The 21,666-nt window shown below is 47.3% G+C and carries 20 protein-coding genes; 15 read left to right on the plus strand and 5 right to left on the minus strand.

What is annotated here, in order from left to right; genetic code table 11:
• Positions 1 to 30: 30 nt before the first annotated feature.
• From lnt to ICN42_RS01045, 5 genes are read left to right on the plus strand one after another with little or no spacing between them, the layout of a single operon-like run.
• Entirely contained in the window at positions 31 to 1,509 is a 1,479-nt protein-coding gene (gene lnt / locus ICN42_RS01025) for an apolipoprotein N-acyltransferase (RefSeq protein ID WP_255539197.1), read from the plus strand.
• 60 nt (positions 1,510 to 1,569) lie between these two features.
• Positions 1,570 to 2,454, plus strand: coding sequence for a glycine--tRNA ligase subunit alpha (glyQ, locus tag ICN42_RS01030; RefSeq protein ID WP_015422011.1), 885 nt, complete (start codon positions 1,570 to 1,572; stop codon positions 2,452 to 2,454).
• Between the two features lie 16 nt (positions 2,455 to 2,470).
• Positions 2,471 to 4,609: a glycine--tRNA ligase subunit beta gene (gene glyS / locus ICN42_RS01035; RefSeq protein WP_216249601.1), complete on the plus strand. Its 2,139-nt coding sequence runs from the start codon at positions 2,471 to 2,473 to the stop codon at positions 4,607 to 4,609.
• Positions 4,606 to 5,178 carry a D-glycero-beta-D-manno-heptose 1,7-bisphosphate 7-phosphatase gene (gmhB, locus tag ICN42_RS01040; RefSeq protein WP_216249605.1) on the plus strand — a complete coding sequence of 191 codons (573 nt, stop codon included), beginning with the start codon at positions 4,606 to 4,608 and terminating at the stop codon, positions 5,176 to 5,178. Before glyS ends, gmhB begins: the two co-directional genes overlap by 4 nt.
• Positions 5,179 to 5,185: 7 nt before the next feature.
• Positions 5,186 to 5,926, plus strand: coding sequence for a 1-acyl-sn-glycerol-3-phosphate acyltransferase (locus ICN42_RS01045; RefSeq protein WP_216249609.1), 741 nt, complete (start codon positions 5,186 to 5,188; stop codon positions 5,924 to 5,926).
• A gap of 3 nt (positions 5,927 to 5,929) precedes the next feature.
• Here ICN42_RS01045 and rsmA read toward each other — a convergent pair whose 3' ends face one another.
• From rsmA to ICN42_RS01065, 4 genes are read right to left on the minus strand one after another with little or no spacing between them, the layout of a single operon-like run.
• Positions 5,930 to 6,709: a 16S rRNA (adenine(1518)-N(6)/adenine(1519)-N(6))-dimethyltransferase RsmA gene (gene rsmA / locus ICN42_RS01050; protein WP_216249626.1), complete on the minus strand. Its 780-nt coding sequence runs from the start codon at positions 6,707 to 6,709 to the stop codon at positions 5,930 to 5,932.
• Positions 6,706 to 7,725, minus strand: coding sequence for a 4-hydroxythreonine-4-phosphate dehydrogenase PdxA (gene pdxA, locus ICN42_RS01055; protein WP_216249629.1), 1,020 nt, complete (start codon positions 7,723 to 7,725; stop codon positions 6,706 to 6,708). The genes rsmA and pdxA overlap by 4 nt, the downstream gene beginning before the upstream one ends.
• A complete protein-coding gene (locus ICN42_RS01060; RefSeq protein ID WP_255539198.1) occupies positions 7,700 to 9,145 on the minus strand; it encodes a peptidylprolyl isomerase in 1,446 nt (481 codons plus the stop codon). Before ICN42_RS01060 ends, pdxA begins: the two co-directional genes overlap by 26 nt.
• Complete coding sequence (locus tag ICN42_RS01065) at positions 9,145 to 11,685, minus strand: LPS-assembly protein LptD (protein WP_216249633.1); 2,541 nt, start codon at positions 11,683 to 11,685, stop codon at positions 9,145 to 9,147. Before ICN42_RS01065 ends, ICN42_RS01060 begins: the two co-directional genes overlap by 1 nt.
• 33 nt (positions 11,686 to 11,718) lie before the next feature.
• On the opposite strand from ICN42_RS01065, the gene ICN42_RS01070 reads away from it, so the two are divergent.
• The 10 genes from ICN42_RS01070 to ruvB all read left to right on the plus strand — a co-directional run bounded on the left by ICN42_RS01070 (position 11,719) and on the right by ruvB (position 21,292).
• Positions 11,719 to 12,720 (plus strand): aminoglycoside phosphotransferase family protein, encoded by a 1,002-nt coding sequence (locus tag ICN42_RS01070; protein ID WP_216249635.1) that lies wholly within the window; start codon positions 11,719 to 11,721, stop codon positions 12,718 to 12,720.
• Positions 12,721 to 12,732: 12 nt separating this feature from the next.
• A complete protein-coding gene (gene murU / locus ICN42_RS01075) occupies positions 12,733 to 13,449 on the plus strand; it encodes an N-acetylmuramate alpha-1-phosphate uridylyltransferase MurU (protein WP_216249637.1) in 717 nt (238 codons plus the stop codon).
• Positions 13,442 to 14,812, plus strand: a complete 1,371-nt coding sequence (locus ICN42_RS01080; protein WP_216249639.1) for an aminopeptidase P N-terminal domain-containing protein — start codon at positions 13,442 to 13,444, stop codon at positions 14,810 to 14,812. The genes murU and ICN42_RS01080 overlap by 8 nt, the downstream gene beginning before the upstream one ends.
• Before the next feature lie 10 nt (positions 14,813 to 14,822).
• The gene (locus tag ICN42_RS01085) at positions 14,823 to 15,980 is read left to right on the plus strand and encodes an FAD-dependent monooxygenase (protein WP_216249642.1); all 1,158 of its coding nucleotides are present in this window, start codon (positions 14,823 to 14,825) and stop codon (positions 15,978 to 15,980) included.
• A 150-nt stretch (positions 15,981 to 16,130) separates the two neighbouring features.
• Positions 16,131 to 17,147: a tRNA dihydrouridine synthase DusB gene (gene dusB / locus ICN42_RS01090; protein WP_216249644.1), complete on the plus strand. Its 1,017-nt coding sequence runs from the start codon at positions 16,131 to 16,133 to the stop codon at positions 17,145 to 17,147.
• Between the two features lie 29 nt (positions 17,148 to 17,176).
• A complete protein-coding gene (locus tag ICN42_RS01095) occupies positions 17,177 to 17,416 on the plus strand; it encodes a helix-turn-helix domain-containing protein (RefSeq protein WP_215298921.1) in 240 nt (79 codons plus the stop codon).
• A 47-nt stretch (positions 17,417 to 17,463) separates the two neighbouring features.
• Positions 17,464 to 19,044 (plus strand): bifunctional phosphoribosylaminoimidazolecarboxamide formyltransferase/IMP cyclohydrolase, encoded by a 1,581-nt coding sequence (purH, locus tag ICN42_RS01100; protein ID WP_216249649.1) that lies wholly within the window; start codon positions 17,464 to 17,466, stop codon positions 19,042 to 19,044.
• 23 nt (positions 19,045 to 19,067) lie between these two features.
• Entirely contained in the window at positions 19,068 to 19,589 is a 522-nt protein-coding gene (ruvC, locus tag ICN42_RS01105; RefSeq protein WP_216249652.1) for a crossover junction endodeoxyribonuclease RuvC, read from the plus strand.
• A gap of 26 nt (positions 19,590 to 19,615) precedes the next feature.
• Positions 19,616 to 20,197, plus strand: a complete 582-nt coding sequence (ruvA, locus tag ICN42_RS01110) for a Holliday junction branch migration protein RuvA (RefSeq protein WP_216249654.1) — start codon at positions 19,616 to 19,618, stop codon at positions 20,195 to 20,197.
• Between the two features lie 18 nt (positions 20,198 to 20,215).
• A complete protein-coding gene (gene ruvB, locus ICN42_RS01115) occupies positions 20,216 to 21,292 on the plus strand; it encodes a Holliday junction branch migration DNA helicase RuvB (protein WP_216249658.1) in 1,077 nt (358 codons plus the stop codon).
• 25 nt (positions 21,293 to 21,317) lie between these two features.
• On the opposite strand, the gene ICN42_RS01120 is transcribed toward ruvB, so the two are convergent.
• The gene (locus ICN42_RS01120) at positions 21,318 to 21,665 is read right to left on the minus strand and encodes a DUF1622 domain-containing protein (protein ID WP_216249661.1); all 348 of its coding nucleotides are present in this window, start codon (positions 21,663 to 21,665) and stop codon (positions 21,318 to 21,320) included.
• Position 21,666: the final 1 nt, after the last annotated feature.

Raw genomic sequence — 21,666 nt, forward strand, 5'->3', positions numbered from 1 at the left:
TCAGCAAGACCTAGGAATAGTCTCAATCTATTGCTGCTATTTTTTCTAGGGGCACTACTAGCTGCTGCAGCAGAGCTACCCTATGGCGGCTGGATACAAATCCCCATCTTGAGCTTGATTTGGTGGAGGATGAGTCAACAATCCATTGCTTCTATTAAAAATCAATTTATTTCCGGAATGTTGTTTGGCCTTGGCTACTTTGTTCTGGGCTTATGGTGGATCTACATTAGCCTGCATGATGTCGGCGGAATGCACACTGTCGTCTCTTGCTTGGCAGTTTTTTTGCTAGCTGCAGGAATGGCTTTATTTTTCTCTAGCGCCTCGCTCTCCCTCTGCCTACAAAGGCGCAGGCACTTAACGGGTTTGGTACTAGCGGCTTCTTGGGTACTCATCGAGTATCTGCGTAGTGTGGTGTTAACTGGCTTTCCTTGGATGGGATTTGCTGAAGCGCAATTCAATGGCCCCTTCGCGCCAGTGGCGCCATTCTTCGGCGGCTTAGCCTGCACATTTTTGGTGGTGTGGATTTCATGGGAAATAACACAGCTAAAGAAGAATATTTTCTTTAGCGGCATCTGCATCATTTCTGCCATCGCCCTCGCTCAACTCGCCAGCTTCTGGACTTTCACAAGCCCAATGGGTGAGCCACTTAGTGTACGTTTAATCCAAGGTAATTTTGAGCAAAGCCTCAAGTTCAATCCCAAGGCCATTGAAGAGCAATTTAGTTTTTATTCCAATGCTATCGAGCACCAATCAGCTGATCTGATCATCACCCCAGAGACCGCCTATCCTTGGCCCCAAAGCAATTTGCCTGCTGGCTTATTAGGATCACTCCAACAGTTTTCTACTACTACCTCTAGCAATGTCTTACTTGGCGTGATTGGAGAAGTACGCAGCCCCACTGGGGTGCAATACACCAATCGCGCACTTGGACTCTCTCCTAATGTACCGAGCTATCAATATGACAAGTCTCACCTAGTACCCTTTGGAGAATTTATTCCCCCTGGATTTCATTGGTTTGTGAATGCTTTCCATGTACCCATGAGCGACTTTGCGCGTGGCAAGTTGGATCAACCCCCTTTCAGCATTTTGCGTTCTGGCCAAGAGCCTATTAATGCAGCCATTACCATTTGCTATGAAGATGTCTTTGGCGGGGAACTGGCCTCCCGAATTCATCACAGCAGTAAACCTGTCAACCTGTTGATCAATATGACTAATCTGGCATGGTTTGGAGATTCTCAAGCGCCAGCCCAGCAATTGCGCTTGTCCCAACTGCGCTCACTAGAGACTGGCCTCCCATCATTGCGAGCTACCAACACGGGCATTACTGCAGCTCTTGGGTCCGATGGCAAAGTACTCTCGCAACTAGATGACTTTACCCAGGGGGTACTCAACCTAAAGCTTCAGGCCTACTCAGGCACAACCCCATACGTACTTTGGGGAAATGCACCCATTTTGAGTCTTTCTTGCCTCCTACTCATCCTAGGCCTCATTCGCCAAAAACGAATTTAATCGCTATTTCATGGTTGACTAGCTTAGCCATGTAAAATCAAAGGCTTAGCCAGGTTAATCATGCTTACTTTTCAGCAAATCATTCTCAAACTCCAAGATTACTGGGACCAACAAGGTTGCGCCCTATTGCAACCTATTGACCTTGAGGTCGGTGCCGGTACATCGCATACAGCCACGTTCTTGAGGGCCATTGGCCCTGAGCCATGGAAAGCCGCTTACGTCCAACCGTCACGCAGACCAAAAGATGGCCGCTATGGAGAAAATCCAAATCGCTTACAGCACTACTATCAGTACCAGGTAGTACTTAAGCCTGCTCCAGAAAATATTCTGGAGCTCTACCTTGGCTCACTTGCTGCACTAGGCCTAGATCTTCAGAAGAACGATGTGCGTTTTGTTGAAGACGATTGGGAAAACCCAACTTTGGGTGCCTGGGGTTTAGGCTGGGAAGTCTGGCTTAACGGCATGGAAGTAACTCAGTTCACCTATTTCCAGCAAGTGGGTGGTATTGACTGCAAACCCGTTTTAGGTGAGATCACCTATGGTATCGAACGCTTAGCGATGTATATCCAAAATTGTTCCAACGTATATGACCTCGTTTGGGCGGATGGCATCTCTTATGGTGATGTGTATCACCAGAATGAAGTAGAGCAGTCTTGCTACAACTTTGAACATTCCAACACTGACCTATTATTTGCCAACTTCACCAACTACGAAAGTGAAGCCAAGCGTTTGATGGAGGTCCCATTAGCCTTACCCGCTTATGAAATGGTGCTCAAGGCTGGACATACCTTCAACTTACTTGATGCCCGTGGCGCCATCTCAGTTACCGAGCGTGCGGCCTATATTGGACGCATCCGCAATCTATCTCGCGCAGTAGCGCAGGCTTACTTTGAGTCTCGCGAGAAGTTGGGATTCCCGATGTGCCAACGTCAATCCAAAGCCTAACCAGCTCGATCCAATTATGAGTACACAGAACTCCCTCTCTCAATCAGATAATCTTCTGATTGAAATATTTACCGAAGAGCTTCCACCAAAGTCTTTGCGCCGCTTAGGTGATGCGTTTAGCGAAGGTATTTATTCCGCCCTGAAGGCTGCAGGGCTCTTGAGCGAAGGCTCCGTTGCCACTGGTTACGCCACACCGCGACGCCTTGCAGTTCAAGTTACTCATGTCTTGAGTCAAGCGCAGGATTATCCAGTACGTGAAAAATTGCTGCCGACCAGCATTGCCTTTGACGCAGACGGAAAGCCCACTGCACCGCTGCAAAAAAAATTAGCCGCTTTGGGTTACGCTGATATTGAGCTTTCGACCTTGGAAAAAGCAGGTGAAGGAAAAAATGAAGCTCTGTATCTCAACATCATCGCCAAAGGCGCAGCATTAGAGCAAACTGCTCAACAAGCGCTCGAGCAGGCACTCAATAAATTACCTATCGCCAAAATGATGCACTACCAAGTGTTGCAGAAAAATGGTGAATTGGCGGATGTCGAGTTTGCACGTCCCGCACACAGCATCATTGCTCTTCATGGCAAACAAATATTGAATATCAGCGCCCTAGGTATTGATGCAGCAAATCAAACAGAGGGTCACCGCTTCCTAGCCCCAGGCACTATTACTATAGCCTCTGCAGATCAGTATGAGTCCGACCTTACTACCAAGGCAAAAGTATTACCAAGCTTTAATCAGCGCCGTGCATTTATCGAATCCGCTTTATTAAAAGCCGCTGGCAGTGATCTAGTTTTGATGCCAGATAGCCTATTAGATGAAGTGACGGCTCTAGTTGAGTGGCCAGCAATTTATGAGTGTCATTTTGATCAAGAGTTCTTGGAAGTGCCGCAAGAATGCTTAATTCTGACAATGCAGACCAATCAGAAATACTTTGCTTTGACTGATAAGCAAGGTAAGTTACGCAATCGTTTTCTGATTGTTTCCAATATTGAGACGGATAAGCCGGAAGCCATTATTTCCGGAAACGAACGAGTCGTTCGTCCACGTCTATCCGATGCACGCTTCTTCTTCCAGCAGGATCAAAAACGTCCGCTAGCATCCCGTGTTGCCGATCTTGCAAAAGTGGTTTATCACAATCAGCTCGGCAATCAATTGGATCGCACCAAGCGCGTTCAAGGAATTGCAGTGGGCATTGCAAAAGCCTTATCAGCCGATGAGGCACTAGCCAGTCGCGCTGCTGAAATTGCTAAAACAGATTTGCTGACCGATATGGTTGGCGAGTTCCCGGAGCTCCAAGGCATCATGGGTCGTTACTACGCTACCCATGATGGTGAGAATGCCGAAGTAGCCTCTGCTTGTAGCGAACATTACATGCCACGCTTTGCTGGTGACGTATTACCGCAGACTCAAACCGGCACCATTCTGGCCATTGCTGACAAATTAGAGACTCTCGTTGGTATTTGGGGTGTTGGACTTGCCCCTACTGGAGATAAAGACCCTTACGCATTACGTCGCCATGCTTTGGGAATCTGCCGACTCTTGCTAGAGAAGAATCTCAGCTTGAACCTGCCCGACTTAATTGAACTGGCTCGTAAACAATTTCCACAGAAAGACGTGCAAGAAAAAGCAAAGGCTGAAGACATTTACGCTTTCATCATTGATCGTCTGCGCGCTTACTTACGCGATCAAGCGGTTGCTGGCAAGCCATTCACTACCGAGGAGATTGATGCTGTATTAAGTCAGTCACCTGCTCAGCTTAATGATTTAATTGATCGCTTAACTGCATTGCGTGAATTTAACGCCCTAGCAGAAGCTGCTCAATTAGCTGCCGCCAATAAGCGCATTAGTAATATTCTGAAAAAGAATGCTACCGCTATACCAGCAACCTGCTCAAGCACTCTCTTGCAGGTTCCAGCCGAGATCGCACTTCATCAGGCTCTCGAGAAGCTCACCCCAACACTCACTGCCGCTTATGAGAAACGTCAGTTCGTGGATCTATTAAAAGCACTAGTAGCCTTAAGCGCCCCAATTGATCAATTCTTTGCCGATGTCATGGTGATGGATCCAAATCCAGAGTTGCGTGATAACCGCCTAGCTCTCCTGCAACAACTTCACCAGAAAATGAATCTCATTGCCGACCTCGGCAAATTAGCATGAGCACCAGCTCTTCTAAACTAATTATTCTTGATCGCGATGGCGTGATCAATGAAGATCGAGATGATTATGTGAAGTCGAGTGATGAGTGGGTTCCGCTACCAGGCAGCCTTGAAGCGATTGCACTGCTTAATCAAGCTGGATACCAAATTGCCATAGCAACCAATCAATCAGGCCTGGCGCGCGGTTATTTCAACATCAATGATCTGCATGCGATGCATAGCAAGATGGATAAGCTGCTTAAACCCCTCGGCGGCCACATTGACAGTATTTTCTTTTGTCCACATACCGATGCCAATGCCTGTGATTGCCGCAAACCTCTGCCGGGGATGATGAAAGAGATTGCCCTTCGTTACAAAAAAAATCAAAGTTCCCTGCCTTTATTAGGGGTGCCGATTGTTGGCGACTCCTTACGCGACCTTGAAGCAGGTATTGCCTTGGGTGCCAGCCCGCATCTAGTATTGACTGGCAAGGGTAGTAAAACCTTAGAAAAAGGGAAGCTTCCTGAGGGTACGCAGATTCATGCGGATTTAATGGCGTTTGCTAATGGGCTCTTACAAGATAAGGTTTAATGCAGATATGACTTTTATTCGCTCAGCCCTGTTTACCCTATTCTTGCTGATATTCACGCCTATCTGGTCGATACTCTGCATCCTGGTTTTTCCCTTCCTCAGTCCTGAGAATCGCTATCGCTTTATCGGCCTTTGGAATAAGGTCGTAATCTGGATCTTGCAACCCCTCTGCGGCATTCGCTACGAGATTCGCGGCATGGAAAACATGATGGCGGTTTTAGATAAACCCATTGTCGTTCTTAGCAAACATCAATCCGCTTACGAAACAATTTTTTATATCGCTTTACTGCCTAAGCAAGTCTGCTTCGTTTTCAAAAGAGAGTTGCTTTGGATTCCTTTCTTCGGCTGGGCTTTAGCTCTACTCAAGATGATTCATATTAATCGCAACAGTAAAGAAACCGCAGCCCTCTCCGTTGTCAGCCAAGGGAAAAAACGTTTAAGTGAAGGCAAATGGATTTTGCTATTTCCGGAAGGCACTAGAACGGCCACTGGATCACACAAACCTTATAGCAAGGGTGGCGCAAGGCTAGCGAGTGCTACTGAGGCCTTAGTAATTCCAATTGCGCATAACGCAGGTCGTTGCTGGCCTAAGAACAGCTTTCTAAAGCAACCAGGTACTGTCATATTTTCAATTGGTCCCGCAATTAGCTCTGCTGGAAAAACGGGTGGTCAACTTCACCAAGAAGTAGAGCAGTGGATTGAAGCAGAGATGCGAGTAATCGATCCTACGGCTTACCAGAAAACCTAGAGATCAATCAGCTAAAGTTTTAGCCCACTCAATATAGCGCTCTACTGGAATATCCTGGGCACGCGCTTTTAATTCAGATTCAGATAAAGATAATCGATCAGCAAAGGCTGATAAGTTAGTACGCAGCATTTTTCTTCTTTGAGAAAATGCTGCCGCGACTACCTTTTCCAAAGCATGCCACTGCGCATCACTTAAGCTGAAATCTCTTCGCGGAATCATGCGCACTACCGCCGAGTTCACTTTAGGCTGGGGATCAAATGCCTCAGGGGGGACTTCTAAAACCTGCTCCATGTCATAGCGAGCTTGCAGCATCACAGACAGGCGACTGAACTCCGAACCACCTGCCTTAGACACCATGCGCTCGACCACTTCGGCCTGAAGCATAAATACCTGCTCATCAATCACAGGAGCGGCGGAAACGAGATGAAAGAGTAGTGGGGAGGAAATGTTATAAGGCAAGTTACCAACCACCTTACATAAGCCACTATTAGCTGGACGAGTCTTTGCCCATTCTAAGAAATCAAACTTCAGCGCATCACCCTCAATGACATTGAGGCCCTGGAGATTTTCTTGATTCCAATATGCGACCAAATCTCGGTCGATTTCCAGTAGGTCTAAGCGATCTAGGTTGCTTAATAAGGGTCTTGTGAGTGCGCCAAGACCAGGACCAATCTCAATCACGTGCATATTTTCACTGGGATTAATAGCCGCAACTATGGAATAAATTACCCCTGAGTCCTGCAAAAAGTTTTGGCCAAATCGTTTACGAGCGCGATGCGTCATGTCTTTAGATTCTTTACGTTTACCGCTAATTGATGGGCGAGTCGCAGCGCCTCTAACATGCTGCCTGAATCCGCAATACCTTTGCCAGCAATATCTAAGGCGGTGCCGTGATCTACCGAGGTACGAATGATCGGCAGGCCCAAAGTGACGTTCACCCCGCCTCCAAAACTAACAAACTTAAATGGTGCTAAACCTTGATCGTGATACATCGCAATAAACGCATCTACACTATCTAAGGCTTTAGCATCAAACATCGTGTCACCTGGATAGGGTCCGCTTACTTCAATACCTAACTTTTTAGCCACCTCAATAGCTGGCGCAATCACATCAATTTCTTCGCGTCCAAGATAGCCTGACTCACCCGCATGCGGATTAAGACCAGCCACTCGAATCACGGGATTAGTAATATTAAATTTTGTCCGCAAGTCATGATCGACAATCTGAATGGTTTCTAGAATATGTTGGTGATTGAGTGACTCGGGAACTTCTTTCAAAGGCAAGTGGGTTGTTACTAAAGCCACCCGAAGATCACGACTTTTCTGAAGCCCTAAAAATCCTGCTGGTAATGTCGCGCAAAGCATCATAACCACATGCTCTTGATGACAAAGTTTGGCTAGATATTCAGTATGTCCGGTAAATAAGGTATCGCCTGAAGCAGCCCCCTCATTAATTACGCTCTTTTGTATTGGCGCAGTCACCATAGCATCAAAGCGTCCATCAAGACATCCCTGAACTGCAACATCTAAAAGATGGAGGACATACTGCGCATTGGCAGGATTTAACTGGCCTGCAGTTACTGGGGAAGCCGGCGAAATAGATTCGACTTTTAAGCGAGTCGATAATTCCTTGGAGATGCCAGGCATGGGAAATAAGCTTGGGTCCCCAACTAAAGTAATCGTGCATGCAGGCTGCTCTTGCAAGAAGGCCAGCGCAGCTGCAATAGAGACCTCTGGACCAACCCCTGCAGGCTCTCCAGAGCTGATGACTAGGTTAACGAGGGCTGGCTGCTGGATCATCTGCGTTAATGATCTTTACCGTAGCGGTGTCGCGTAATTCACGTAACCAATCTTGATAAGCCTGCTCAAACTTACGCTCACGAATCGCTGCGCGAGCAAATTGACGCTGCTTCTCGACCGTTAACTGCGCTTCACGACGTTCGAGCACCTGAATTAAATGCCAACCAAACTCGGTCTTCACTGGATTGCTGACCTCGCCAATTTGCAGGCGATTCATTGCTTGATCAAATTCGGGAACTAAATCGCCAGGCCCCATCCAGCCCAGATTGCCACCGTTCGCAGCGGATCCATCTTCAGAATATTTTTTTGCTAACTCACCAAAATCAGCAGTCTTAGCGCGAACCTGATCACGATAGCCCGCTAGGCGTCTTTCAGCATCTTGGTCAGTTAAGCCTGCACGGCTACGCAACAAAATATGGCGCGACAGAGTCTGAGTCACCATGATGTTTTGTGGGGTAGAAGCAGTATCCTGGGGTGCGGCTTGCTGTGGCTCAGGAGCACCTGCAACTAGCGCACGTCTATCGAGGACCTTCAGTACGTGATAGCCGGCAGGACTTTTAACAACGGCATTGGCAACCTGGCCTCCGCCCGTATTTCTGACAGCCTCGTAAAACAATTGTGGCAAGCGATCTGGAGTACGGTAGCCCAGCTCTTGAAACTTAATCTTCGGATTGTCTTTTGCAGCCATTGCACCCAATTGCAAGAAATCCACATCGCCACGTGCCTCACGCAATAGTGATTCTGCTTTTTTCTTTGCTTCCGCTTGGGCACCGGCACCCGCAGCGGCATCAGCAGGAATAAAAATCTGCGCCACATCGATTTCTTCAGGCTCACCTTTTGCAGCCGGAGTTGAGCGCACTGGTTTTCCTCCGCCAACTACTGCACGATTACGATCGGCAATAAAATTATCAACCTCTGCATCGGAAATCTTAATCTTGCCTTCAACTTCTCGCTCACGATAACGACTAATAACAACATCATCACGCAACATCTGACGATAGCGCTCATAACTACTTCCAGTTGCGGCAATTTTTACCTTCAACTCAGCTACGGTTAATTTATTCTTGGCGGCAATATCAGCAATAATTTTGTCGAGTTCTTTATTGGTAACGACCACGCCTTCTTGCTCAGCATTTTGCAACTGGATCTTTTCAATAATGAGGCGCTCGAGAATAGTCTTGCGCAAAGTGACAGCATCAGGCAATTTAGTGCCCTGCTTTTGTAACGCAGCAATGCGATCATCAATCTCTTTACGAGTAACGTAGCCAGTGTTGACTACCGCAGCAACTCCATCAATATTGCGAATTTTGCTATCGCTAGATGGCTTTGAACTATCTTGCGCAAATGCAAATTGAGACAGAACAGCGGCGCCAGCCAAAATCATGGCTGCAAGGGCTTGGTTAAATCGATTCCTACGCATCATTGATAGTTCTCATAGGTTGAGGGTGGTATAGGCTTGGAAGTAGGCATATATCCAGGAACATTAAGCTTCATGATATCAACTGGATTGCTACCAGCACTACCAAAGCCCCTAAATTCTATTTGGAATAAAACCTGGGTAGTGGTTATTTGTGAGGTATTGAGCATTTGTGAATAGGCTCCGCGCAGAGTCCAACAGTCGCGCATCCACTCTAAAGCCACCAGCGTATTTAGCGTTTTGGTCGTTAAGGCGTCATAACCCCAGCGGCCCAAGACCGATACCTCACGAGTAAGGGGCCACTGACCTGAGACGTTGTATTGGTCTGTTGTAGTCTGTGCCAAGGTAGCAGGAGTGGGGCCAAAAGCCTGCGTTGGCGGAGTCCAAACGTTTCGATACCCAAAGTTCAAGCTTCTACCTGGTGTGGGACGCCAACTGCCACCCACCGTGGTCTGTACAAATTTATTTAACTGAGTGTTGTATTGCCCGAACATATCTGCACTAAAGTTTCCAAGCAGGCGAACCGCGGCTGAACCCAAGGTATCTGAATAGGTTGTGGGATTGGCAATATTGCCATTGAGCCCCACCCGTTGGCCGGTAAAGTCTTGTCTTTGGGCAATAGTCACGTTTGCACGTTCGGCACCAGTATTGGCCTCAATCATGCGGCTAGTAATACCGCCAGTGAGTTTATTGTTATCCGCAATACGGTCATTACCAACAAAAGTATTTTCACTAAATATCTGAGTCACCCCAAAACCAGCATCCGTCGTGTCAAACAAAGGGGTAAGAGCCTGATTTTGATAGGGGGTGTAGACATAAAAGGCTCTCGGCTCCATTGTGAGCAACATATCGCGCCCGAAGAAACCTTTTAATTCTGCAGCATCCCTTTCAAAAGCAAGACCTGAGTCCAAACTAAATGTTGGAATCGTAAAACCTTGCACTGGAGGAGCAACGCCCAAGGGATTATTGGCAGTCACAGCGGCAGTAGCCGCGTAAGTATTGGACTGAAAACTTACCTTCGGAGTGATGTAATAACCCGGCGTAATTTGAGGTAAAGACATTGCGCCTTTAATGACAGTACGATCTGCCTGGCTGTAGAGATAGCCTGCTGGTGCATAAGCAGGGTTACTATTTACGTTATATGCAAAGCGGGTGTAATCCGTTGAGAACGTAGTGACTGGCCCAGAGGGCAATGCCAGGTACTTACCGCTAGCATCTGCGACCGTTGGCGTCAAACGATTGCTATAGCTCGCATTGATATTTGGTAATACGTTATATGGCGACTGAACTGGTGCAGTTAGGTCAGGCTGCAAGGTTTGGAAAGTGACCGCCTTTGCCGAAACATTCCAGTTACTCAAACTTCCAGTCAGGTTCTTGGTAGTGCCCACTTCTTGACGAAACTGACTGGTAACTGCCCCCGCAATGCTCTGAGAAAAGTCGGTAGGGTACAAGCTATCCGAAACACGGGCAACGTTGGCATATCCAGTCCAAGAGCCAGGCATGGGGATACCACCGGGTCCAAGACCACCAGTAAAGGCTTGACGCTGCTGCCAGTCATAGCGCCAGCGATCTGTTCCTGTTTTACGGTCATATGGCAGGTAATCACCACCAAGAGTCCCGGAATAAAGCGGGTCTAAGAATTGATACTTAGCGCCCAGCTGAACGCCGCGTTGACCCATTACTCGAGGTATCAACAACAAGTCGCGATTAGGTGCAATGTTGACGTAATACGGTTGCGTCACATCAATACCATTATTGGAGTTGTAGCCTGCTACCGGTGACAATATTCCAGAGCGACGTTGATTCGATGTTGGTGCGGTGAAATAAGGCACATAAGCAATGGGTACATCGAAGAATCGCATGACACCATGTGTGCCAACCATTTCTTTTTGCTCGTTATCAATCTCCAGCGTACTCGCCGTGAAATACCAATCTAAATTTTCTGGAGTACAGGTTGTGTAGGTGGCCTTATCAAACACAAACACGTCAGAAGTTTCGATCGTTAATTTTTTTGCATTTCCGCTGGCACGGTTATCACGCAACTCATAAGTAGGAGTTTCCATTTCCCCTTCACGCGCGTCTACCCTAAAGCGCGCTTTCGGCCCCTTGAACGATGCATTGCCTTTTGAAAATTCGGTATTGCCAGATAAATTGGCTACATCAGAATCGGGATCGTATTTAATTTCATCCGCTTTAATCACTGCGCCATTACGACGAATTTGAGCGCGCCCTTTTAAACGCATTTCACGATCGACAATTCCATCAATCGAATCGCTGGAGGTAAAGGTTAAAGCTCGACCGTCATCAATAGGCTTTCCAACACGCAGTTGATCATCCAATTTTAAGACAGTGACGTCTCCACGATCAGGTATTAAAACTGTATTTTGGGCTTTATTTGGATCACTGATTGGAGGCAAAGGAGCGGGTGCTTGAGCAACGCTTGGGAGGGCAAATTGCGACAATCCAACCCCCATCATTATTCGCAGGGTGACAGCTAAAAAAAGAGGGGCGCAAAGGCCGGCGCGACGGCGATAATGACTCATAGATCCAGACCCGCCTTATTATACGAATCGACCATGACTGACTCTCGCTTAGACACCCTCCGCAACTGGCTAAAAGGCCTTGAACCTCGCTGGCAATTAGATCTCCCCACTTTAGCCCCTGCCTCGGCAGATGCCAGCTTTAGGCGGTATTTCCGAATTAGGTCCAAAAACCCGGATTTTCCGACTTTGATCGTGATGGATGCCCCACCCCAACATGAGCCCTTAGATGCCTTCATTAAGGTTGATTTATTGCTTGAAAATGCCGGTCTTAATGTTCCTAAAATTTTAGAAAAAAATGTAGCCGAGGGATTTTTATTACTCAATGATCTGGGTACTAAAACTTACCTTGCAGAACTCAACTCTGAGAGCGCTGACCATCTATACAAAGATGCGACCCATGCCTTAATTCAAATGCAATTAGCAAGTAAGTCAGATGGATTGCCAAACTATGATGAAGCGCTATTACAACATGAGTTGGATTTATTTCCTGAGTGGTATCTTAAGAAACACTTACATGTCGAGTTAACAGCACTTCAAGATTCTCAAATCAAGCAAGCATTTGAATTGATTATTCAAAATAATTTGGCCCAAGCAAAAGTCTATGTACATCGCGATTACCATTCACGTAATTTGATGGTGACGGAAAAAAATAATCCTGGAGTAATCGATTTTCAAGATGCAGTGTATGGCCCCATCACTTACGATGCATCTTCACTCTGGCGTGATGCTTACATTGCATGGCCAGAAGAACGCGTGATTGATTGGGTGATTAAGTTTTGGGAAGAAGGTCGTCAAGCAGGCTTACCCATGCCAACTGATTTTGGTCAGTTCTATCGTGACTTTGAATGGATGGGTTTGCAACGCCACTTAAAAGTCTTGGGAATATTTGCCAGACTCTATCATCGCGATGGTAAAGATGGCTATCTCAAAGACATCCCCTTGGTACTCGAATATGCGATTGCCACTGCAAATCGTTATATCGAATTGAAGCCCTTGGCCCGTATTCTAGAATCGACGCGGCCCACTCAGGATTGATGGTCACTCCTCATGAATAAGCCCACTCTCATTCCGTGCTTTTTACTAGCCGCTGGTCGAGGTGAGCGCATGCGCCCATTAACGGATGAGCTGCCCAAGCCACTACTCACCATCAAAAACAAATCCTTGCTAGCCTGGCATCTAGAAGCCTTGAGTGAAGCAGGCATTCAAAAGGTTGTAATAAACCATGCCTGGCTTGGCCAGAAAATTGAATCGGCTCTGGGCAGTGGCAGCCAATTTAACCTCAATATCACCTACTCTCCAGAAGCGAGCGCCCTAGAAACAGCAGGAGGCATTCGCAAGGCATTACCCCTACTAAACCCTAGTGATTATTTCCTAGTCATCAACGGTGATGTTTTTAGCCCAAACCTGCCAATAAAGCAGCTTTTGGACCAAGTTTCCGTCTTACGCAGCCTGCCAAACAAGCCTTTAGCGCATCTTTTGATGGTTCCAAACCCGCCTCAACACCCTGATGGGGACTTTCATCTCAAAGACTCCCAGGTGACTGGTGAGCCTCTCGCTGGCACTGAAAAACTTACCTTTTCCGGTATTGGGCTCTATCACCTGGACCTCTTTCAGGATTTAGAGCTAGATGTGCCGGCTAAGCTTGCCCCACTTCTCAGAGAGGCTATGTCTGAAAATAGGGTGACTGGTGAAAAATATATCGGTCCGTGGCACGATGTAGGTACACCCCAACGATTACAAGAGCTCAATGTAGCTAATGAATAAATCTGCTATTTACCAACAACGTCGAGTTGAACTCGCAAAACTGATCTGTGCCAAAACCGGTGGGGGCATTGCCATCATCAGTACAGCACCTGAGACTGCTCGCAATCGAGATAGCGAGTTTCCCTATCGTCATGACAGTGATTTTTTCTACCTTACCGGCTTTGAAGAGCCGGGCGCAACACTGGTACTAAAAATTGCTGGATCAACCTCACAACCTCAACTGGAATCACATCTTTTTTGCCGGCCTAAAGATGCAGAGCGAGAAATTTGGGATGGCATTCGCCTAGGTCCAGACGCAGCACCGGCGGTATTGGGTGTGGAATATGCCCACAGCAATCATGAGCTTGATGGCAAGCTGAGTAATTTATTAGCTGATCAAGATGCTGTTTATATCCGCCTGTCAGAGAGTGCCGAGATAGATCGTCGCTTGCGTCATTGGATGGAAGAAGTGCGAGCTCAGGCTCGTGCTGGCGTCAATCCACCCTCAGAGTTTCATGACATTGAGAGTCTCATTCATGAAATGCGTCTCTTTAAAGATGCACATGAAATTGACATCATGCGTCGTGCTGCCGCAATTTCTGCGCGCGCCCACGTTCGCGCCATGCAAGCTTGTAAACCGGGAATCCGGGAGTACCATCTCGAAGCGGAACTCCTTCACGAGTTCCGCTATAGCGGTGCACAAAGCGTTGCCTACAACAGTATTGTTGCTGGCGGCGCCAACTCCTGCATTTTGCATTACCGCGCTAGTGATGCCGAACTCCGAAGTGGTGATTTATGCTTGATAGATGCTGGCTGCGAGCTTGATGGCTATGCTTCCGATATCACTCGTACCTTTCCAGTAAATGGAAAATTTTCAGGACCACAACGCGCTCTGTATGACATTACCCTCGCATCTCAAGAAGCTGCCATCGCGGCAACTAAGCCTGGCAATACATTTATGCAGCCACATGAGGCAGCGCTCAAAGTGCTGACTCAAGGCTTGCTTGATGAGAAGCTTCTCAGCTTAGCTGAGCTAGGTTCACTAGAGAACGCGATTGAGACTGCTGCCTATCGTCGTTTTTATATGCATCGCACCTCACATTGGTTAGGCATGGATGTGCACGATGTTGGCTCTTATCGTGAACCACTTAGCGCAGTAACAGATTCTTCAGAAAAACCATGGCGCCATCTAAGGCCCGGCATGGTGCTCACTATCGAGCCAGGCCTTTATGTGCGCCCAGCAAATGATATAGATGAGCGCTTCTGGAATATCGGCATCCGCATTGAAGATGATGTCGTAGTCAACGATGTCGGATGCGAATTAATTTCTCGTGGCGTGCCGGTTAATGCCGATGAGATTGAAGCGCTAATGAAGAATAATTAAATTCCCAAGCATGTCAGCAAAGAACTTCGATATCCTGATTCAAGGTGGCGGCCCAGTAGGCTTAGCCTGCGCCGCCTGGTGTCTGCAAAAATTTCCAGAAGCAAGCATCGCCTTACTTGACCGCAATCCGGTGGATGATGCTGATTTAGCGGCTGCTGACAGCCGAGGGATTGCCTTATCGCACGGCAGTAAATTATTGCTAGACACCATTGATGCATGGCCTACCGAATGTGCTGACATTTATCGGGTACACGTATCGCAAGCGGGCCGTTTTGGTCGCGCACTCATGACTCGTGAAGAGCTGAAACAAGATGCACTGGGCCACATCATTCGCTATCGTGATATTCACCTCACACTGCGTAAAGCTTTAAGAGCTATTCAAGCAAATAGTCCACATTTTGTGTGGCGCCATATCGATACCAATACAGATATTGCTGACATAGAAGCTAAATGTGTAGTTCATGCTGAAGGTGGCTTGTTTAAAAAACAGGATTGGGTGGAATCTGGCAGAGACTATGAACAATCCGCTTTAGTTGGATTGGTCGAGGTCGAGAATGCAGCGCCTCATCAGGCATGGGAGCGCTTTACCTCTGAAGGGCCTTTAGCAGTTTTGCCAAGCCACTATGGCCCCAATATTCTCAATCTCGTTTGGTGTGGTACCCCAAGCTCTTCGCAAACACGCCTCGCTTTAAGTGATGCTGATTTTTTGAAGAGCTTGCAAGCTGAGTTTGGATCGCGTATCGGGCAATTTCTTAAAATCCAAGATCGCCGCCTTTACGAACTGGGGCTCAATTACCGCAAAGAAATTACTCGGGTTAATGAGGTCTGGATTGGCAATGCAGCCCAGGCTTTGCATCCCGTTGCAGGACAAGGCCTCAACCTTGGGTTGAGGGATGCCTATCTTTTAGCCGAAAAACTCAGCTCCTTATTTTCCAAACCTGAAGATCATAAAACCGCTGCCGCCATAGAAAGCACCCTGCAAGACTATGCTCAAAGCCGCAAGGCGGATCGATCCGCCACCATTGGCTTGACCGACTTCATGGCCAGAATCTTCACCTCAAATCTTCTGCCGCTTGTGATCGGCCGAGGATTAGCTTTATCAGCCCTCCAATGGCTTCCCCCAGTCAAAACAGCCTTAGCCCGCCAGATGATGTTTGGCAGGCGCTAAGGGGCTTAAATAGCCTACCAAATACCCGCATTACCAGTTTGACCTAAGTCACGGAATCTGCCTATTTTTTAGGCAGATTTAGGCTGACTTGTGCTAAAGTGACACCCTTTCCCTAGCTCTAGAAGTGCTCCAGAATCCATCCTGAAATACATGAAGATTGGCCCACACCTTCTCGCAAATAGATTATTTGTTGCCCCGATGGCAGGGGTAACGGATCGCCCCTTTCGTCAGCTTTGCAAAAAGCTGGGTGCTGGCTATGCCGTGTCTGAAATGATCGCCTCTAACGCTTTGCTGTGGAAGAGTGAAAAAACCCAGCGTCGCGCTAATCACCAAGGTGAATTTAAGCCGATCGCAGTTCAAATCGCTGGGGCTGATCCCAGGATGATGGCTGCGGCAGCCAAACTCAACGTCGACCATGGCGCCCAAATTATTGATATCAATATGGGTTGCCCTGCTAAAAAAGTATGCAATGTTGCAGCCGGTTCTGCGCTATTAAGAGATGAACCTTTAGTGCGGCAAATTTTAGAAGCCGTAGTTCAGGCTGTAGGCATAGGCCCCAATGCAGTTCCTGTCACGTTAAAGATTCGGACAGGCTGGGATCGAGAGCATAAAAATGCGATTGATATTGCGCGTCTTGCAGAAAAGTCCGGTATCTCCATGTTGACTGTTCATGGTCGCACAAGAGCGGATTTGTATCACGGTGAAGCCGAGTACGAGACCATTACCGCAGTGAAAAATAGCGTTGCCATTCCAGTAGTGGCTAATGGCGACATCACGACTCCAGAAAAAGCGGCATTTGTTTTAAAAGAAACGGGTGCTGATGCCATCATGATTGGTCGAGCCGCGCAAGGGCGTCCCTGGATTTTTCGTGAGATTAATCATTTTCTGGAAACTGGCGGTAAATTACCAACTCCACAGATTAATGAGATTCAAGAGATCATGAATGCTCATCTCATTGATCACTATGAGTTCTACGGCGAATATATTGGTTTACGCACTGCGCGTAAGCACATCGGCTGGTATTGCAAGGGCTTGCGAGACTCTCGTGCATTTCGACAAAAAATGAATACTGCCGATGATTGCAAAACCCAATTGCAAATGGTGAATGATTTTTTCAATGAAATGAAATCCCATTCTGATCGTTTGTTATTTTTAGAAGCAGCCTAAATTTAGTTTTTTAGTTATTCAATTTATCTATGACCAATAAGCACCCTATTACCGAATGTATTGAGACTCAACTCCAACGTTATTTGGATGACCTCAAAGGAACACCCCCATCTGATCTTTACCAAATGGTTCTCGCAGTGGTTGAAAAGCCGATGTTGGAATTAGTGATGCAGCACGCGAAGCAGAATCAATCTTTGGCTGCGCAGTATCTTGGCATCAACCGCAATACGCTGCACAAGAAGTTGCTTGAACACCAACTCCTCAAATAAGCCAAATCCATTCGCAAATTCTTGATTAATTAAACCTTCTGAAAAATATGATCCGCACAGCCCTACTCTCTGTTTCCGATAAAAATGGCATTGTGCCGTTCGCCAAAGCCCTACATGATCAAGGCGTCAAGCTGATCTCTACTGGCGGTACCGCAAAGCTCTTAGCTGAAAATGATTTACCCGTAGTGGAAGTATCTTCACTCACTAAGTTTCCAGAGATGCTAGACGGCCGCGTAAAAACTCTGCACCCTATGGTGCATGGTGGCTTATTGGCTCGCCGAGATTTTCCGGAGCATATGGCTGCTTTAAAAGAGCATGGCATCGATACGATCGATATGCTGGTTATTAATCTCTACCCATTTAATGAGACCGTTGCTAAAGCGGATTGCTCATTTGAAGATGCGGTTGAGAATATTGATATTGGTGGGCCAGCGATGTTGCGCGCTGCCGCCAAGAATCATCAAGATGTGACCGTACTGATCTCCCCCGAAGATTACGCGCCAGTATTAAATGAAATGAAAGCCAATCAGAATGTGGTTTCTTATAAAACCAATTTGGGTCTGGCTAAAAAAGTATTTGCCCATACCGCACAATACGACGGTGCGATTGCAAATTATTTATCCGCCCTAGGCGATGACCTTGATCACAAAAAGCGCTCTGCCTATCCAGAAACTCTGCACCTTGCCTTCGAAAAGGTGCAAGAAATGCGTTACGGTGAAAACCCACACCAATCCGCAGCCTTCTATAAAGACATCTATCCAGTCGATGGCGCACTGGCCAATTACAAACAATTGCAAGGCAAAGAGCTCTCTTACAACAACATCGCTGACGCCGACTCTGCTTGGGAATGCGTTAAGAGCTTTACTGGTAATGTCGGTGGTGCAGCAGCTTGCGTCATTATTAAACATGCCAATCCTTGCGGTGTAGCTGTAGGTGGCAATGCGCTTGAGGCCTATCAAAAAGCATTTAAAACAGATCCAAGTTCAGCATTTGGTGGAATTATTGCCTTCAATGTACCGTGTGACGGTGTCGCAGCTGAAGCAATTGCTAAGCAGTTCGTAGAAGTATTGATTGCGCCTAGCTTTAGTGATGAAGCAAAAGCCATCTTTGCTGCCAAACAAAATGTCCGTCTCCTGGAAATTCCTCTAGGCACTGCATTTAATACTTTTGATTTAAAACGCGTTGGTGGTGGCTTGCTAGTTCAGTCTCCAGATGCGAAGAACGTACTTGAGAATGAAATGCGTGTTGTGAGCAAGCGCCTTCCAACGCCAAGCGAAATGCACGAAATGATGTTTGCATGGCGTGTTGCGAAGTTCGTAAAATCCAATGCGATTGTGTATTGTGCTAACGGCATGACGCTCGGGATTGGCGCCGGCCAAATGAGCCGCGTTGACTCTGCTCGTATGGCAAGTATTAAGGCTGAGAACGCTGGCTTGAGCCTCAAAGGCTCTGCAGTTGCCAGCGATGCCTTCTTCCCATTCCGTGACGGCTTAGATGTCGTGGTCAATGGTGGTGCAAGTTGTGCCATTCAACCAGGTGGCAGTATGCGTGATGATGAAATCATTGCTGCGGCTAATGAGCATGGCATTGCCATGATCTTTACTGGTACACGCCACTTCCGTCATTAAGCAAAGAAATTAGTAAACCACTCATGCGCTGGATAGGAATCGACCCAGGTCTACGAACAACTGGTTTTGGTGTCATTGATGTTGATGGCCAAAAACTGACTTATGTAGCATCTGGGACGATTGAAAGTGGTGATCCAGCCCAAGGACTTCCACAGAGATTGGGAATCTTGTACGCGGGAATCAAAGAAGTGCTGGAGACCTACCACCCAGAGCAAGCCGCTATTGAGGAAGTGTTTCTCAACGTCAACCCGCGCTCTACCCTGATGCTGGGTCAAGCTAGAGGCGCCGTGATTGCCGCACTGGTTTCTGAAAAACTATCCGTCGCTGAATACAGCGCCCTCAGAGTAAAGCAATCTATCGTTGGGACTGGTCGAGCTACCAAACCCCAAGTACAAGAAATGGTTAAACGTTTATTGCGTTTAAGCCGTGCTCCAGGAACGGATGCGGCAGATGCTTTGGGGGTAGCTATTTGCGCCGCCCATCACGCCCAGATTCCAAAAGCAATTACTGCCGCACTTGCGCCCAAAAAGACTGGCAAGAAATAACAATACAAACAGGTTAAGATCTTCACATGATTGGTCGCATTCAAGGAATTCTCGTTTCAGTTCATCCTCCCCGCCTCTTGGTAGATTGCCAAGGCGTTGGTTATGAGATTGATGTACCTATGAGTACTTTGTACCAATTGCCTGAGACCAATCAAAAAATTACGCTACTCACCCACTTCCAAGTCCGCGAAGATGCCCAACAACTGTTTGGCTTTGCTACCGAGACAGAGCGTGAAGCATTTAGACAACTGATCAAGATTAGTGGTGTTGGCTCACGCACTGCTCTCGCCGTGCTTTCTGGTATGAGCGTGAACGAACTCGCTCAAGCGATTGCAATGCAGGAGGCGGGTCGACTTACTCAGGTTCCTGGTATTGGTAAAAAAACTGCGGAGCGCCTTTGCCTGGAACTCAAAGGGAAGTTAGCTCCCGACTTAGAGATTACTGGTGGCAAGCCCCAAGCGGTTGAAGCGAGTAGCGAGGTATTACAAGCGCTTTTGGCGCTGGGCTACTCAGAAAAAGAGGCTCATTTAGCCCTCAAACAAATACCACCTGATACGACTGTGTCAGATGGTATTCGTATGGGCCTGAAATACCTCTCAAAATCTTAAAACCACTACACTTGTAGTATGGCAATACATACCGAAGACCTGAGCTCTATTCCTGAAGATTTGCCGGAAGACCATGATCGTATCGTCAGCGGTGCAGCAGGTAATTCTGAGGCCGTCTTTGAAAGGGCTTTGCGTCCAAAACAGCTTGATGAGTATGTTGGTCAAACTAAGGCACGCGCCCAACTAGAAATCTTCATTACCGCAACTAGAGCCCGTCAAGAAGCCTTAGATCACGTTCTGTTATTTGGCCCTCCCGGGCTAGGTAAAACCACCTTGGCCCACATCATTGCTAGAGAGCTTGGCGTGAACTTGCGCCAAACCAGTGGTCCAGTATTAGATCGGCCTGGTGATCTTGCCGCTTTACTGACTAACTTAGAAGCAAACGATGTGCTCTTTATTGATGAGATCCATCGCCTCTCTCCTGTGGTTGAAGAAATTCTATATCCAGCCCTTGAGGATTACAGCCTCGACATCATGATTGGTGAAGGTCCTGCCGCACGTAGTGTCAAGATTGATCTCAAGCCATTTACATTGATCGGTGCAACCACTCGCGCTGGTATGCTCACCAACCCACTGCGTGATCGCTTTGGCATTGTGGCAAGACTGGAGTTCTACACCACTGAAGAACTTACTCAGATCATCACCCGCTCCGCGAGCTTACTGAAGGCAGATATCGATCCCGAAGGATCAATTGAGATTGCGAAGCGCGCTAGAGGTACTCCACGTATCGCCAACCGTCTATTACGTCGAGTGCGTGACTATGCCGAAGTCAAAGGTAACGGTACCATCACTAAAGATATGGCCGATGCCGCATTGAAGATGCTCGATGTAGATCCAAGCGGCTTTGATGTGATGGACCGTAAACTGCTCGAAGCAATTTTGCACAAATTTGATGGTGGCCCAGTAGGTATTGATAACTTGGCCGCCGCGATTGGTGAAGAGCGCGATACCATTGAAGATGTCTTAGAACCTTACTTAATCCAGCAGGGCTACCTACAAAGAACGTCTCGTGGACGCGTTGCCACTAGACAAGCTTATGAGCATTTTGGTTTAAAAGCGCCAAGTAATTTATCGAACTCAGAGCCTTTGGAATAGCACTCGGCTTATTTAAGCGCAGGTGCTAATCTTTTCTTGGAGCTTGCCATGGCCAGCGGCCATCAATTTCTAATGTCAAAGACCAGCTTAAGAAGCATCGAATAAGCACAATAGCTCCGAGTACCGCGACACTAGTTAAGGTTGGGCTAATTGCCACCGTGCGAATCACATCGCCAGCAACCAGTACTTCAAGGCCCAAAATTAATGAGCGCACAATTTGAATGCGAAATCCTTTGTAAGCAATATCCGCTGATTGAGTAAGCAACTCTTTAGCAAAGATACATAAACCCCAAAGCACTCCTAGAGAAACAACTGCTACCCCTAAGGCATCCATGACATCGCTTACATCTCGAATAATTTCAATTAGATTCATG

It is taken from the genome of Polynucleobacter sp. 71A-WALBACH (assembly GCF_018882365.1).
Taxonomy (GTDB): domain Bacteria; phylum Pseudomonadota; class Gammaproteobacteria; order Burkholderiales; family Burkholderiaceae; genus Polynucleobacter.

Bases quoted from the DNA above. Each gene is read 5' to 3' on its own strand.
- ICN42_RS01060 (WP_255539198.1), bottom strand. From the start codon at position 9,145: ATGCGTAGGAATCGATTTAACCAAGCCCTTGCAGCCATGATTTTGGCT.
- ICN42_RS01045 (WP_216249609.1), top strand. From the start codon at position 5,186: ATGACTTTTATTCGCTCAGCCCTGTTTACCCTATTCTTGCTGATATTC.
- glyS (WP_216249601.1), top strand. From the start codon at position 2,471: ATGAGTACACAGAACTCCCTCTCTCAATCAGATAATCTTCTGATTGAA.
- rsmA (WP_216249626.1), bottom strand. From the start codon at position 6,709: ATGACGCATCGCGCTCGTAAACGATTTGGCCAAAACTTTTTGCAGGAC.
- ruvA (WP_216249654.1), top strand. From the start codon at position 19,616: ATGATTGGTCGCATTCAAGGAATTCTCGTTTCAGTTCATCCTCCCCGC.
- ICN42_RS01065 (WP_216249633.1), bottom strand. From the start codon at position 11,685: ATGAGTCATTATCGCCGTCGCGCCGGCCTTTGCGCCCCTCTTTTTTTA.
- glyQ (WP_015422011.1), top strand. From the start codon at position 1,570: ATGCTTACTTTTCAGCAAATCATTCTCAAACTCCAAGATTACTGGGAC.
- ruvC (WP_216249652.1), top strand. From the start codon at position 19,068: ATGCGCTGGATAGGAATCGACCCAGGTCTACGAACAACTGGTTTTGGT.
- ICN42_RS01070 (WP_216249635.1), top strand. From the start codon at position 11,719: ATGACTGACTCTCGCTTAGACACCCTCCGCAACTGGCTAAAAGGCCTT.
- ICN42_RS01085 (WP_216249642.1), top strand. From the start codon at position 14,823: ATGTCAGCAAAGAACTTCGATATCCTGATTCAAGGTGGCGGCCCAGTA.
- ruvB (WP_216249658.1), top strand. From the start codon at position 20,216: ATGGCAATACATACCGAAGACCTGAGCTCTATTCCTGAAGATTTGCCG.
- purH (WP_216249649.1), top strand. From the start codon at position 17,464: ATGATCCGCACAGCCCTACTCTCTGTTTCCGATAAAAATGGCATTGTG.
- dusB (WP_216249644.1), top strand. From the start codon at position 16,131: ATGAAGATTGGCCCACACCTTCTCGCAAATAGATTATTTGTTGCCCCG.
- gmhB (WP_216249605.1), top strand. From the start codon at position 4,606: ATGAGCACCAGCTCTTCTAAACTAATTATTCTTGATCGCGATGGCGTG.
- ICN42_RS01095 (WP_215298921.1), top strand. From the start codon at position 17,177: ATGACCAATAAGCACCCTATTACCGAATGTATTGAGACTCAACTCCAA.
- murU (WP_216249637.1), top strand. From the start codon at position 12,733: ATGAATAAGCCCACTCTCATTCCGTGCTTTTTACTAGCCGCTGGTCGA.
- ICN42_RS01080 (WP_216249639.1), top strand. From the start codon at position 13,442: ATGAATAAATCTGCTATTTACCAACAACGTCGAGTTGAACTCGCAAAA.
- ICN42_RS01120 (WP_216249661.1), bottom strand. From the start codon at position 21,665: ATGAATCTAATTGAAATTATTCGAGATGTAAGCGATGTCATGGATGCC.
- pdxA (WP_216249629.1), bottom strand. From the start codon at position 7,725: ATGATCCAGCAGCCAGCCCTCGTTAACCTAGTCATCAGCTCTGGAGAG.